We start from the raw sequence: 14,912 nt of genomic DNA, 5'->3' as shown, positions 1-14,912 counted from the left end.
CTAGGCTAGTTTGTGATATTCGAACTCATATAGAGACATTAATAGGGCAATAGGTACTCCAGAATAAGGCCCTACTCTGCTTTTGAGACATACTTCTTTTTAATTATCGTTCGAGGCCTCATTTTTACCTCGGAAAAGATTTTCGCAATATAGATACCCTGAACTCCCATCAAAGCAATGATAATGCCTCCCAACAACCAAATTGAGACTACGACAGTAGTAAAACCGTCAATAGGCCTCGACAAGAAAAGGTAATTTATAATCAACCAAGCAACGAACAACATACTGCACAGGCTAATGGTAAGACCTAGATAGATTGTGTAATATAGAGGCTTACTACTGAATGAGGTGATCGCGTTTACTAAGTGACCTAATTTACCAGAGAAAGAGTATGTCGTTTCACTTGTCGCTAATTTCACTACCTCTAATGCCTCTTGATCAAAGCCAGTGGATATCCAGAGACCTCCTATATTCAATTCGCGTTCACTATTTAATAGTAGCGCCTCCACGTAACGCCGAGACATTAAACGCGCCGTCACGATATTATCTGGCTGATCTACTTCAGTGAGGAGTCGAAAAATTCGATAAAAAATCGCGCCTGCAATTTTAGACAACCCTGAGTCGCGCCTATCTTTTTGAACACCGTAAACCACATCAAGATTTGCTTTGGATTTTCTATTGAAAAATTCTACGAGCCATTCAGGCTCTTCCTCCAGATCACTGTCTATCAAGAAAACCTCTTCGCCAACCGCATGTGCGAGCCCCGTCATCATTGCTTCGTGGTGACCAAAATTTCTCGACAAATCAATAACTTTAACATTGGGATATTTATAATGTAGCTCTAGAGCCTTCTCTAAGCTGGCATCTGGTGATCCATCATTTACAAAAATAATTTCATAGTTATCACCAACGACTTCTTTGGCCACAACACTGCTACGTTCGTAAAATTCATAAACATACTCTTCAGATCGAAAGAGTGTTGTAACAATAGATAACTTCATTACTTGACGTACTTCATATATTTTTTAGAACCCAACCCAGCGTTAAACAACAAATCTAGAATTGAGAGAAAGTGATCAAAATCGCCCCAAAGTTGAGGATACTCAGGGTAACCAGAGTAGTCGGCCCATTCCACTTCTACGCCAAATGAATCAAAGACATCAATACTCATGTAATCCTTTGCAGCTGGACCTGAAATGTAATGTGTCGCTTCAACATCTCGACAAAGCCCTGCCAATCGTTCACTCTTACCATCAACTAATTCGAAATCTGATGAGCTTAAAAGTTCCGTCTCTATCCCTAGGTAATCACAAATACCCCCTACTAATCGATGGTTTATGGTCGATAAAGAGCCTTCAACGCTTTTGAGGTAGAGAGGCTCTAACCATTCCTTGATCTCACTATAGAACTCAGCCTTCCTATAATTGCGGTCGATTTGAGTCCAATGATCTAGATTCCAATTAGAGTCAGAAATTTCAACTTCGTTAATTTTTTGATGATATCTACCTTTGACGTTAACAGGGATAGATAACCATTGAGATCCATTTGGAGTTTTAATTTTGTTTCTATTGCGCCAATCTCTTTTAGTGTACTGCATATCATCAAAGAAGATAAATGTATCCACGCTTGCTATTAAATCAAAATATCCTTTCCACGGAATATAATTTGATTGAAGTATTGCAACTTTTTTAGTCATTTTTTTGGTAAAAGGTTATTTGAGTTATAGCTCTGACACCCATTATAAATCATGCCTTAGTAGACGCGAATAGCTAATTCAACAACAGCTATTTTCTAGAAAGACGCAGCATTGTAAACTTTATTTATGAGCAGAAGTCAAAGCCTCCCCCAGCACCTCAATCACTCGTCGTTGATCTTCCTCGCTCAACCCAATCCACAAAGGTAGCCTCAACAACCGAGAAGATAAGTCATTCGTTTTATCAAGCGCCCCACTAGATGCTCCAAAAGCCTCCCCGGCAGGCGATGAATGCAAAGGAACATAGTGAAAGACCACACCGATTCCTTGCTCGGTCATAAAAGCTAGGACCTTATCTCTCATCTTGGAGCTATCAAGCAAGATGTAATACATATGGGCATTATGCTCACAACCTAAAGGGACATAGGGTCTTCGTAAGAATCCACTGTCTTCATAGCACTTAATATTTTCATGGTAGAACTCCCACATACTAAGACGCTTGGAAGTTATGGTTCTCTCTTCGATGAGTTGCGCGAAAAGAAATGCTGCCGTGAGCTCTCCAGGCAGAAAGGAGGAGCCTTCGCTTCGCCATGTATATTTATCAACTAGGCCCTGCATAAACCTACTTCTATCCGTGCCTTTTTCTCGAATAATTTCAGCACTCTCGATCAAGTTTTCATCATTCACTAATAAAGCACCACCTTCTCCGGAAATCACATTTTTAGTTTCGTGAAAACTCAATGTTCCCATACTACCAATACTGCCCAATGGTCTGCCCTTATAGCTTGCGCCAATTCCTTGAGCGGCATCTTCGACGACGGACAAACCGTTTAAATTTGCAAGCTCCATAATAGTATCCATTTCACAGGATACCCCAGCATAATGCACAGGAACGATTGCCTTAGTTTTACTGGTAATAGCTTCAGCGATTAGATTTTCATCGATATTCAGCGTGTCTTCCCGAATATCTACGAATACTGGCTTCGCTCCTCTCAGCACAAAAGCATTTGCAGTCGAAACAAAAGTGTATGACGGCATAATAACTTCGTCACCCTCTGAAAGATCGAGCAACAGCGCTGACATCTCTAGTGCAGCTGTACACGAATGAGTTAAAAGTGCTTTTTTACAACTGATCGACTCCTCCAGCCATAGATGCGACTTTTTAGTGAAAGGCCCATCTCCGGCCAAGCAACCGTTAAAATGAGCCTGTGATATATAGAACAATTCCTTACCCGTCATGTAAGGTTTATTAAAAGGGATATTTTTTTGCATAAGGGTTTACTGTTGAAAGACAAGTCTAAGATTGTTAGGACTAAACTTAATTTCCTAATAGCTCACTGATTCCAATGTCTTTAGAGACGTTTTCGAGAATACTTCTGTCAACGATCATCTCTATCGGAACAGAAAATAGGTTAGACTGCACAAACCCGTACTTAAAACTCTGTGTATCCTCACATGCTCGATGAAAGTTCCTAAAGCTTTCACTGTAGAACTTTCTGTTCCCAGTGGTCCCTCGAAAAATATTATTTTGCGAAACCGATAAGTTTTGTAGGCTATACCTAGCGAACAGGTATGGCTTGGGAGACTTAATGATTTTCTTACTTCTAGTTTCTATACGACTAAACAGTTCGCTATCCGCTCCATACCGAACGGTATGCCAGTAGCCAAACTCGGCTAACATTTTTGACCGTTCGAAAAACAAGGAGGACGGATTTTTTCTCAAGAAATTCCCCTTCATATCTGAAATTATTTTTAAATCATCAGTAATTCTAAGCATCTTACTCTCAACTGCGAATGCATCATGCTTGACTAAAAGATCTAGATGGGAAGCTATTCTATCCGGATGAGAAAGGTCATCAGCGTCGTTGATCGTAAAAAACTTCCCTCTTGCTAGATGTAATGCAATATTACGACTGACGTAAGGGCCCGAGTTCATAGATTTTCTAACCAGCCTCACTCGGCTATCGTTCTTCGCGATTTCTTCAACGATCTCACACGTTCCATCTTCACTAAAGTCGTCTACCACGATAATTTCTATATTATTGTATGTTTGATTTAATAGCGACTCTAAACTTGCAACTATAGTCTCCTCGGCATTATATGAAGGCATCCCTATAGTGACGAGCCCTTGATCTTTCATTTCCGTGGTAGTGGATTCAAAACGAATAGACAAAAAGTTTCCGTCTTTGATATCTCTAATTTGCGAGACATCAAACACAGAGAGGTACTGATTCATTCTCTCTTTCCATGTGCCTGAATCCGCTTTATAAAGATTTGCCAACACTAAGTTCTTATCTATAGACTCATCCACACCCCGCTCAAGTAAATCCGAATATGAGTCTAGAATTAACTTTCTGCCGCCATATTTTTCACTTTCCGTCTGACTTAGCAGGGTCACATCAGACATATCTAACAGTTGAGTCTTAATCCCTTCACTAATAATTCGAGTCTCTTGATCATTCACGTCGCTTCCGTCCAGATGCCGATAGGCGGTGAGGTAACTCAAAAACCTTCTTCGTGTGGAAATCGTCCAGTCTTTCGAAAAATAGACATCTCTAAATAAATCGAACCAAAAACTGTCAGTAATAACCCTACTAGATTTGAAAAAACTCAATGCAAACGAATATCTGAGAGAATCACCTTCAACAAATGTCTTAAGGTCATGAACATTGATTTCAGACAAATCAGCTTCACTATAGTTTGCCAGCGTCCTAAAAACATCCTTGAAGTGTCGATCTAACTGGACTTTGGAATGATTTGAAACCATCAAAAACCGCCCTAAACACTCTACAGATAAGGCATGGACTGTAGAAACCTGCCATCCCAAGCTTGCAAACTTGTCAATAAACACGATTTGTACAAATCGATTTTTAAGTACTCTTTCATCAACCTCAATCAACAACATAAATAGTTGATCGATGTTAGTCACACTTGAAACCAAATTCACCACAAAAGAAACACGATTCGGCTTAAAGAAGCTGAGCCATTTGGCCTGTACAACCCTCTTTGCAATTCTTTTTATAGCCAATTTCACAACTCACATCTCCGTAAAAGAACTATCCTTCTTAAATCTAGCATACAATTTCCTGACCTTTTATTGACAAACCTATAATCAACAACGGATATTTTCCCACTCACCACATTCCAAACAGGCGTTTAATAAGCTTTTTAACTTTAGCCCGAAATTGATTAAATGCAGCATGAACAGACAACAAAAGGTAAAACAGAGGCCAACTCAGCTTAACCCGTTGCACACGCTCAAGACTAGTAGACCGCTCGGCTTCTAGCAATCTATCAAATTCAGCTTCAGTCACGTTTCATCTCCTTGACAAACCTTTGATAGCTAGGCAATACATCATCAATAGGCCCAAACTCTCTGATTCCTCCATCATGAAGCCAAATCAGTTCATTAGTCCACTCTCGTAACAATGATTCAGAGTGACTAGCTAGCATAATTAGCCTAGCTTCCTCTAACATATTCTTATTATTTTCTGACTGACTGGAGGTTGCAGCATAATCACCTAAAACAACCCATTCATCAAAGAGAAAAACATCTCCGTCAATTAAGTCAATCATGACTCTACTTAAGCGTGATTTCATACCTGCGGAGTAAGTAGACACCGGCATATTAAAATAATCACCCAACCTAGATACCTTTTGAGCATGTTGAACAAACTCAACTAGGCTCATTGGCGGGCGCTTACATCCATGATACTTCAAAATTGCATTGGCACGTCCCGTTAATGATGGAGTCAATCCGCCAGCTAAAGACAGCACACTGGCAATATTACCTTCAACATGAACTTCACCTTGACTCGCCGTTAGTCCTCCAGCTATTAGCTTTAGAAGAGTAGACTTTCCCGTACCGTTAATACCTACTAAGCCTATCCTCTGCCCTTCTTTCAAATCTAGTGAGATATCTCTTAAAACAGAAATCTCTCGTAAAAACAGCCCCGATATTCCTTTGACAGATTGACTAACACCGCCCTTCAATGCACCGAACATTCCTTTGGGCAAATAGTATGAGACACTCACATTATCTAATTTAACGACGGACATTATTGAATATTCTTTAAGTAAGAGGGTTGAAGCTTGTATAGGCTGAAGCATAAAACAACTAGTGCTAGATTGATTAACACCACGGTATTAAACGCAAGCATTACATCCATATTAATCTCACCGCCCAATGAATAACGCATAAGTTCTAGAAAATACGTAATTGGATTGTAGCTATAAAAATGAGCTCTTGCTCCACTAAGACTGGCCCCAAATCCCCAAAATATTGGAGACGAAAAAAACAAGATTCTCGTCAAATTACTTATAAGCCTTTTAAAATCAGGAAAATAAAGGGTAATTGTCGATGTAAGATAGCTAACCAGAAAGGACGTCAAAAACAAAAGAATCAAGCTGATAACAAAAAGGCCTAGTCGGTGCCATTCATAAACCAAACCGGCTATAAAAACAAAAGACAATGTAAAAAGATTTAGTAGATAAACATAAACTCTATCGACCAACGCTTGCAAAAATACATCTCCAATACTAGTGCCAGGTGAGTTCAAGTCATTTCGTTTGTTTCTAAAAACATCACAATGTGCGTTTAATGTATCGGCAATAAATCCCCAAGTAATATACCCAACGCCAATATAAGCTGCGTACTCGGTCAACTTGATCGAATCATTAGAGCTAAAAATTAGAGTCAACACCGCTATTAGAAATAAGCTAGAGAGGGGTATCCAAAAAATACCAATCATCGAGTCAGCATATTTCGATTTATAGGTTAGGTGGCTCAACAAAAAGTAGCGTTTTAAATCAAGCAAATTCATTCTGCGACCTCGACTATCTGCTGGACTCGGTTATCCCATTGATTGCTGGCTGTGTACATACCAATATTTTTTTGAATTTCAGAATAATCATCAAGAGCCTTATTCGACTCGAAAAAGCCCACTAATTCACTGACGTTAGCTGAAATTGCCCAACCCAACCCGTATTTTGTAACAATATTACCAACCGCTGTCCCCTTAAAACACAACACGGGCCATCCACGCTCAAGATAGGAATAGAATTTCAAAGGAACAGCAATCGATATATAGTCTATAGGCTCCATCACCAAAAGGCCAACTGGACAAACTCCCTGTACGGAGTAAGGTAGAGGTCCATGATGTATATTTAATTCTGCATTGGCAATCAGTGCTCGATACTTTGCGTCGAGCACTCTCAAATCTCCCTTACGCATATAAAACAACGTATTAATTGAGCACGTTGATTGTATGATAGAAATGAGTAAGCGATGTAGCTTGTAAAATGGCCCGACTCCACCAGCGTAGACATAACATATAGACTGATCGTCATTGATTGCCCCAATTGATTTCGTCGCACAAGCCGGAGGTAAAATTAGACTCTTATTTGCATTCAACTTATCTCTGGTTGCTATATCAAGTCTAGAAAAAAGTGCGGCGCGAAACTCACCGGAAGGAAAAGCTATAGTCACGCAATAGTTAGCCAGCAAATTTAGCAGCTTCTTTTTTCGATATCGCGCAAGATGGACCGTTGTCGCAGACCTTGTCGATACTACATAATCATCCCAAAATTCATGCGCATCAGGCAGATAATAGACTACAGGGGTATTTTGAGACTGTGCTGTCTGCAAAACACTTTTTAATTCTCTAATTCGACGAGTAAACGAGCTCAACATAGAACTAGTTCCTTCGATGTATACGAGCTTGGGACGAGATACTTCGAATACGCCTTCAATCATCTTCTTGTAGTTACCATTAACTACTTGTCCAGCACAAATCTCTTGCAGGTTATAACTCTTCATCAATGAGTTCCTAAAGCCCGCGATGCGAATTTCACGGGCTCGCGTAAGATTGATGTCCGCTATTCTCGGCTCAGTATGCATAAAGATCGCATTTTCTCGACCTGAATCTAGATGGAAATCAACTACTCCCGCTTGCTTACCCGATAGACCATCAAGTGCACACTCCATATGGTCCATACATTTTGACCAAGCAAAGCATTGTGAGAAGCTCTTGGCATCTATAAGGTTATAGCCAGGCCCTTCATCTAATACACTTTTGATCTCTTCCAGATAGTCTCTCGGGTCCATGCTTGAGACGACCCGCCCATACTTCCCTCCTTGTGACAGCTCGTTGAAACCGCCGGCATTACTACATATAACGGGGACTTCCTGAGCAAAACATTCAAGCAAAGAGACGCCAAATGACTCGCTACGCGACGGAAAGACAGCTAGATCGGCATTCCCTAATAGGCAAATAACTTCTTTCTCTGTTTGGTAACCGACAAACTTTACTAGATCTTCAATGTGGTTAGACTTGACAGTCTCTTTAAATGAGCGAGCGTCTACTCCTTCACCACAAATAATGACGCCAGTGTTACTAGCCCTAAAATAGTCAGGATCCTCGATTATTGCAGAGATTAATATATCGATTCCGTAAACTGACTTAAGCCATTTGGTACATAGTATAAAACGATCAAATGTTCTAGCTATCTTGAGAGCCTCATGAGGCTCCCGATCGTAAGAGTGGCTTTTCCCAACTACTTCGAAAAATGCATCATTAGGACCATATGGCGTCAGCACCATTTTTGAACTAGTCAATCTGCGTGTATGCGTTCTAAGAAACTCAGACGTTGAAAAAATGAGGTCTGCGCTGTCTAAAGATTTACTAATCTTATCCAAATATGCGTTTTTATAGGAGTTGATTAAGATATCAGATCCCCAAACGGAAGTAACTTTTTTTGCGTATGTAAAAACTTTCTTAGTCAACAAACCATAGCTCGAGGCATACACAAACCAAACGATATCAGCTCTAGAAAAAAACAAAAAGAAGTTTAGTTTCAATATTAACCAAACTTTTCGAGCACGCTTATTAACAGGCCATTTATCCTTTAGACTAACCCCGCTAGAATACTGTTGTGGAGAAGACTCAGTTAAAGCGGATTCCTCGCTAAACACCGTCACTTGATGTCCGCGCGCGACCAAACTATCAGCTATTTTTCTAATGTGTACCGAATGTGCACTCCCAACTATTACGATTCTCATCTTAATCCAAACTCTTTCATACAACGCTTGGCCGCTTGATTTTCTAGCTTTTCAACAGAAACTTTCCCGCTTGATTCGATAACTCGGAACGTATTCAACATACTCCAATCCCCCTTAACACTTAAAACAGTATATTCAGTATCAATAACCTTTAACTTTTGAGGGCTTCTATCAAGCACAGTCGCTAGCCCCCTGTGATCAAGCCCCGAATCCAATTGTCGATCAAACAAACGCCAATCAATTTCATCTAAAAAGAACCGACTATACATCCTACCTGCACCCAACACTTGTTTTGTAGACGAGTTTTTATATTTAACTCTGTATACATTTTCAGCCTGATTCACTATATGCCAATGATTAGGAGCACACAGGTCTAAATCAGAATATTGCAAGAACGAAGATTCACACTGAGAAAGGTAGTCCTCAGAAACAACATCATCTGAACCACATACCAGTAGATGGTTAGGGTTAAGCTCTTTTGCATAGTTAACGGCTTGTTGCCATTTATTGCCGAGAGGTTTATTAGGACAAAGAATGATATGAATCCAAGCCCTCTCCCCAATTGAGTTCTCTAAGAGACTAGCCTCGTTGCGATCCGAGAGACATATCACTAGCTGAATGGAGCCTTCCGGTTTTCGTTCTTCTATCGCCGAAAACTGCGTAATTACCTGCTCCAAGATAGCTAACCTGTCGTGAGCCGCAATGACGATAGTCAAATCGCATCGCTTTGGCCAACATTTCTCAGTAAAACCTGCCCACTTTTGGTAGGTTCGGAAGTACCTAACGTAGCCGACGGCTCTCTTCACATTGATTTTAATTCGCTCGATGCTTAAATTCAAAACTAATGCCTCTTTCGAGCTTACGTTTACGAAACTACAATTGACGTTGCATAGAAACAAGCCAAAACATTAGTCAAACGCAAAATCGCTATTCTATTTTACGCTCGAACCAAGTTAGGCGCGTCAGCACTAATAAGTCCCCTTGAATCGACAACTAGTGTGGCGTTATCCAACAATGAATAATCTACATTGTCGTGATCCGTTGCGATCAAAACGCAATCAAAAGCCTGAATTGTATTTTCATTAAAATCGACACTATCTAGATCTAAATCATGGTTGCGCATCTTTGGTAACGAGGGAACATAAGGATCAAAGTAATCAACCTGTGCGCCTAGAGCAATAAGAGATTCCATAATTTCGACACTTGGGGACTCCCTCATATCATCAACATTCTTTTTATATGCTGCCCCCATTACCAGAATCTTAGACCCTTTGACCGACATAGCTTGATCATTGAGTCCATCAACAATCTTAGAAATCACGTAAGAAGGCATAGAAGTATTAACTTCACCGGCAAGCTCAATAAATCGAGTATGTAAACCGAACTCTCTTGCCTTCCATGTAAGATAAAAAGGATCAATAGGAATACAGTGCCCTCCTAGGCCAGGCCCAGGATAAAAAGCTTTATAACCAAAAGGTTTTGTTGCTGCGGCATCAATAACCTCGAAAATATCAATCCCCATTTTGTCAGCAACCACCTTTAGTTCATTAACTAGAGCAATATTAACCGCACGATAAGTGTTCTCCAGTATTTTTGTCATCTCAGCCGCCTTTGTAGAACTAACGGGAACAACCTGCTCGATTATCTGACTGTAAAACACCCGCCCCACTTCCAAGCAAGCTTCGGTTGTACCGCCACACACCTTTGGAATGGTGTGTGTGTTAAAGTCTGGATTCCCAGGATCTTCTCTTTCGGGCGAATAGACTAGAAAAAAGTCATCTCCAATTTTAAGGCCTTTACTTTGAATTCTTGGTAGAAGTTCCTCTTCCGTTGTACCTGGGTAAGTTGTGCTTTCCAAAGACAACATTTGCCCGGGTTTTAGGTGAGGGAGAAGTGTTTCAAGCGAACCTGTGACGAAACTTAAATCGGGCTCTCGATATTTATTTAACGGGGTAGGCACACATAAAATAATAACGTCAGCTGTGGTGACAGCTGAAAAATCAGTGGTTACTTCGCTAAACCCAGTATTTATTGCTGAAAAAATATCATCAACATCTATGTGCTTGATATACTTCCTCCCTTGCTGAAGCGCCTCAACTTTGCTTTCATCTATATCAAGACCAAGAGTCTTTAGGCCAACCTCATTCAAACGCTTTATTAAAGGCAGGCCAACATAACCTAAGCCAACCACACCGATAACGGCTTCCTTTCTTTGAATCTTTTCAATCAGACTATTTTTCATTTCATTTCACTAAACTAATACGCAATGCGTAAATAAATCACCATCAAAACACAAAAAGCCAATATAAATCGCTAAATAGAGCTCAAAATTTGAGCTACTCTATCTGCAAACTCCGGTTCGACGTATGGATGCATCGGCAAACTAAATATACGCTTAGAGGCCCTTTCAGACTCAGGCATATCGCCCTCTCCATACCCTAAATAATCAAAAGCTTTTGATAAATGGCAGGGTATTCTATAGTAAACCACTGATGGAATACCCTCTTTTTTAAGTGCTTCCTGCATTTCGTTTCGACGGTCTGAAAGAACTGAGTACTGTGCCCACACACTCTGATAAGAAGCTGGAACGAAAGGGGTTTCAACAATTTCGCTAAGCGCATTCGTATAACGAGAAGCAACTTCTTGACGTAAGGCTATTTCTTGAGGAAAGATGGCCAATTTTGGCAGCATTATAGCGGCCTGCATGGTGTCAAACCGAGCATTCAAACCGATTCTCACATTGTCATACTTATCACTGCCTTGACCATGAACTCGAATGGACCTCATTTTAGCGGCCAAGTCGTCATCACTGGTAAAGACCGCCCCACCATCGCCATAACACCCAAGAGGCTTGGCTGGGAAAAAACTAGTGGAAGAAATATCACCGAGAGAACCTGAAACTCGCCCTTTGTAAAGCCCACCAAACCCTTGCGCAGTATCCTCAAGCACAAATAAGTCATGTTCTTCGGCAACAGCATCAATAGCATCAAAGTCCGGCGCCAAACCAAACAAGTTCACAGGAATGATTCCGCGAGCCTTCAGTTTTCCTTCTTTATTTACCCTAGAAACTTCTTTAGCCAACTGATCAGGGTCAATATTAAACGTCTTGGGGTCAATATCCACGAAAACAGGAGTGGCTCCCGCAAGGGCTATAACCTCTGCGGTAGCGAAAAAAGTAAATGGCGTCGTGAAAACAGCATCTCCAGGCCCAATGTCATAGGCCATGAGCCCAAGAGACAACGCATCAGTTCCATTCGAACAAGTTATCGCGTGCTTAGCGCCACAAAATTGCGCTAACTTCGCCTCAAATTCAGCGATCTCAGGACCCATAATGTATTTGCCGTGCTCAAGAACTCCTTGAATCCCAGCATTAACGTCCTCTTGAATACGCTCATACTGCGCCTTCAAATCTATAAACGGAACACCCATTTAAACCTCTAAAATTTTATTTTCAGTTTCACTGACGCGATACGTGGCACCACATCGAGAACATTCATTGCTTGCTGGAAGCCTTTCACCACACTTACACATCCAACCAATTTGGGACGCAGGATTGCCCACCATCAAAGCCTGCGATGCTACTGGTTTTGTTACCACAGCACCGGCACCGATAAAAGCGTATTCGCCAATCTCGTTACCACAAACAATGGTTGCGTTTGCCCCAATTGTTGCGCCCTTTCTGACTGGAGTTGGTAAATACTCATTCTTTCTAGAAACATGACTTCTTGGGGTGAATACGTTGGTAAATACCATGCTCGGCCCACAAAAAACATCGTCCTCAAGCTCTACACCCTCATAGATCGATACGTTATTCTGCACTTTACAACCATTTCCAATTTTGACATTAGCACCGATGACAACGTTTTGACCGATATTGCAATTATCGCCTAGTCGAGTTCCGGATATAATATGACTGAAATGCCAAATCTTCGTATTTTTGCCGATTTCGACACCATCATCCACGTAAGACGACTCGTGCACGAAGTACTTTTTTTGATCTGAATTCATGCTCGAATTGTAGCCTAAGCATCCATAGCTTGCTGAAGTTTATTGAGCACCTCAAGCACCGCCAAACCCTCCTCACCATTAGTTCGAGGCGGCTCTTTAGAATCGATGCAATCCAGAAAATGCTGGCACTCATCTCGGAGTGGTTCCGCTTGATCCAACACAATGTATTCAGCGTCTGCTTTTTGAGCAACTGGACGCTCTCCCTGCCACTCGACACTATGCTCATACTTAGCCAACTTTTGTTCCCAAAGCAAAGTGTCGTCAAAAACGAACATGGCTTTTTCGCCAACTATCACTAACTTTTGCTCCTTAAACGGATTAAGCCAAGAAACGAATACATGAGCACTAACATTATTGGGAAATTTAAGCAGCCCAACTGCTTGATCCGCAATACTGGGGTTCAAGTGATTTGCGGAATGAGCCTGAACGGATCTCGGCTTCTCACCCACAAGCCCCAGAATCATTGAAATATCATGTGGAGCAAAAGACCATAAGACATTCTCTTCGTTGCGAAGCAGGCCCATATTTAATCTATTGGAGTAGATATATCTTAATTCTCCGAGCTCACCTTGCGTAATAGCCCGTTTAATTTCCAACACCATGGGGTGATACCAAAGCAAGTGCCCCACCATCAGGGTCAACCCTTTTCTGTTCGCCAGCTCAATACATTCTTTGGCATGCCCCTCATCGAGACAGAGAGGCTTTTCCACATAGACGTGCTTTTTCGCTTCAAGCGCCTTAATAATAAGAGCGTGATGGGTCTCGGCTGGGGTTGCAATAGACACAGCGTCGACTTCCGGGTCCGACAACACGTCATCAAAATTTTGATTTACCTTGACATCAGGGTACTGTTCTGAGAACTTCGTCAACACATCAGGCTCGCCATCACAAATTGTGTGCAACACGCCTAAGCTGTTAAAATTTCGAATTAAATTCTTGCCCCAATAACCAGCGCCTACGCATGCAACGTTGACCATTTAATATATCTCCAAAAGTATCAGGAGGAACCCTGAAAATCGTTGGTGAAGGTATCTATTCACCACAAATAAGTCAAGGATAATACCAAGGTAAATCCATCTTAAATAACAACCACGACCACAAACCTGAATCAAACGGATGCCACCCTCTTCCACATCACCTTCGGTTTCAATAGTCATACCCTGCTTCAATGAGCAAGGGTTTATCAAGCCCTGCCTAACCTCCTTGCTAGATGGTGTTTACCCACACGACAAAATCGAGATAATCCTAGTTGACGGGGGCAGCACCGACAACACGCTCAAAGAGGTTGGATCACTAGAAGGCAAACCATTCAATATAACCATTATCCATAACCCCAAAAAGATCACGCCAGCGGCAATGAATATTGGAATTGAGGCCGCGTCAAATGACATTATCATGTGGTGCGGAGCTCATGCCCTTTATGATTCAAACTATGTTTCTATCAGCATTAAGACACTGCTAGAAACCAATTGCGCCTCGGTCGGTGGTGTAATATCACCGATCGCTAAAACCATCACCGGTAACGCCATCGCGGTAGCCACAACACATCAGTTCGGCATCGGCAACGCCAAATATCGCTATTCGACACGAAGGCAATCGGTCGATACCGTTTTCGGAGGGTGCTTCACAAAAACAAGCGTAGAAAAGATTGGTGGCTTCGACGAGAAGTGGATCCGAAATCAAGACTTTGAATTTAACTACCGATTAAGGAAACATATCGGTAAAATCATTTTAGAACCAACAATCCGATGCAACTACTATTGCCGAGAAACGATCCATAGCCTGTCAAAGCAATATTTTCAATACGGTTATTGGCGGTGCAAAACCTCACTTAAGCACCCTGGATCTATGTCATTTCGTCAATTGATACCAGTCGCACTCAACCTAGGGCTCATTGCGTCAGCCATCCTTATTCTGATCGGAGGAAATGCCACTAGCGTTGGCTTTGTTCTGCCCGTCGTTTATATGACTGCGAACTTAGCGGCGTCGGCACACCTAAGTATCAAGAACAAGAGCGCATCACTCATTACTCGCCTGCCCTTTATCTTTCCGAGCATTCACATCAGCTGGGGGGCTGGTTTTTTATTTAGCGCAGCAAGCCATTATTGGGATAAAATTCGAAACACCATTATTGGAAACGGTTAATCTCTT

At 41.5% G+C, this 14,912-nt stretch carries 14 protein-coding genes; 1 reads left to right on the top strand and 13 read right to left on the bottom strand.

Features of this window, described 5'->3' with window-relative positions:
• Positions 1-71: 71 nt before the first annotated feature.
• The 13 genes from ABWW54_RS12240 to ABWW54_RS12180 all read right to left on the bottom strand — a co-directional run bounded on the left by ABWW54_RS12240 (position 72) and on the right by ABWW54_RS12180 (position 13,738).
• Positions 72-1,001, bottom strand: a complete 930-nt coding sequence (locus ABWW54_RS12240) for a glycosyltransferase family 2 protein (protein WP_353412576.1) — start codon at positions 999-1,001, stop codon at positions 72-74.
• On the bottom strand, positions 1,001-1,696 hold the full coding sequence (locus tag ABWW54_RS12235; RefSeq protein WP_353412575.1) for a WbqC family protein: 696 nt from the start codon (positions 1,694-1,696) through the stop codon (positions 1,001-1,003). Before ABWW54_RS12235 ends, ABWW54_RS12240 begins: the two co-directional genes overlap by 1 nt.
• Before the next feature lie 120 nt (positions 1,697-1,816).
• Complete coding sequence (gene rffA / locus ABWW54_RS12230) at positions 1,817-2,965, bottom strand: dTDP-4-amino-4,6-dideoxygalactose transaminase (protein WP_353412574.1); 1,149 nt, start codon at positions 2,963-2,965, stop codon at positions 1,817-1,819.
• Between the two features lie 46 nt (positions 2,966-3,011).
• A complete protein-coding gene (locus ABWW54_RS12225; protein ID WP_353412573.1) occupies positions 3,012-4,622 on the bottom strand; it encodes a glycosyltransferase family 2 protein in 1,611 nt (536 codons plus the stop codon).
• A gap of 205 nt (positions 4,623-4,827) precedes the next feature.
• A complete protein-coding gene (locus ABWW54_RS12220) occupies positions 4,828-5,007 on the bottom strand; it encodes a hypothetical protein (protein WP_353412572.1) in 180 nt (59 codons plus the stop codon).
• Positions 5,000-5,752 carry an ABC transporter ATP-binding protein gene (locus tag ABWW54_RS12215; RefSeq protein ID WP_353412571.1) on the bottom strand — a complete coding sequence of 251 codons (753 nt, stop codon included), beginning with the start codon at positions 5,750-5,752 and terminating at the stop codon, positions 5,000-5,002. The genes ABWW54_RS12220 and ABWW54_RS12215 overlap by 8 nt, the downstream gene beginning before the upstream one ends.
• Positions 5,752-6,516: an ABC transporter permease gene (locus tag ABWW54_RS12210; protein WP_353412570.1), complete on the bottom strand. Its 765-nt coding sequence runs from the start codon at positions 6,514-6,516 to the stop codon at positions 5,752-5,754. Before ABWW54_RS12210 ends, ABWW54_RS12215 begins: the two co-directional genes overlap by 1 nt.
• Positions 6,513-8,753 carry a glycosyltransferase family 4 protein gene (locus tag ABWW54_RS12205; protein ID WP_353412569.1) on the bottom strand — a complete coding sequence of 747 codons (2,241 nt, stop codon included), beginning with the start codon at positions 8,751-8,753 and terminating at the stop codon, positions 6,513-6,515. Before ABWW54_RS12205 ends, ABWW54_RS12210 begins: the two co-directional genes overlap by 4 nt.
• Positions 8,750-9,592, bottom strand: coding sequence for a glycosyltransferase family 2 protein (locus tag ABWW54_RS12200; RefSeq protein ID WP_353412568.1), 843 nt, complete (start codon positions 9,590-9,592; stop codon positions 8,750-8,752). The genes ABWW54_RS12205 and ABWW54_RS12200 overlap by 4 nt, the downstream gene beginning before the upstream one ends.
• 98 nt (positions 9,593-9,690) lie before the next feature.
• Complete coding sequence (locus ABWW54_RS12195) at positions 9,691-10,995, bottom strand: nucleotide sugar dehydrogenase (protein ID WP_353412567.1); 1,305 nt, start codon at positions 10,993-10,995, stop codon at positions 9,691-9,693.
• A gap of 71 nt (positions 10,996-11,066) precedes the next feature.
• On the bottom strand, positions 11,067-12,182 hold the full coding sequence (locus ABWW54_RS12190; RefSeq protein ID WP_353412566.1) for a DegT/DnrJ/EryC1/StrS family aminotransferase: 1,116 nt from the start codon (positions 12,180-12,182) through the stop codon (positions 11,067-11,069).
• Positions 12,183-12,761 carry an acyltransferase gene (locus ABWW54_RS12185; RefSeq protein WP_353412565.1) on the bottom strand — a complete coding sequence of 193 codons (579 nt, stop codon included), beginning with the start codon at positions 12,759-12,761 and terminating at the stop codon, positions 12,183-12,185. It abuts the gene before it with no gap.
• Positions 12,762-12,775: 14 nt separating this feature from the next.
• Complete coding sequence (locus tag ABWW54_RS12180) at positions 12,776-13,738, bottom strand: Gfo/Idh/MocA family protein (protein ID WP_353412563.1); 963 nt, start codon at positions 13,736-13,738, stop codon at positions 12,776-12,778.
• 139 nt (positions 13,739-13,877) lie between these two features.
• Here ABWW54_RS12180 and ABWW54_RS12175 point away from each other — a divergent pair, with 139 nt between their 5' ends.
• Positions 13,878-14,906 (top strand): glycosyltransferase family 2 protein, encoded by a 1,029-nt coding sequence (locus ABWW54_RS12175; RefSeq protein WP_353412562.1) that lies wholly within the window; start codon positions 13,878-13,880, stop codon positions 14,904-14,906.
• The last annotated feature ends 6 nt before the right edge of the window (positions 14,907-14,912 follow it).

Source organism: Arenicella sp. 4NH20-0111, assembly GCF_040366405.1.
Classification (GTDB): Bacteria; Pseudomonadota; Gammaproteobacteria; order Arenicellales; family Arenicellaceae; genus Arenicella.
Note: the sequence above shows the minus strand (reverse complement) of the source record. Positions and strands in the feature narration are given on the sequence as shown.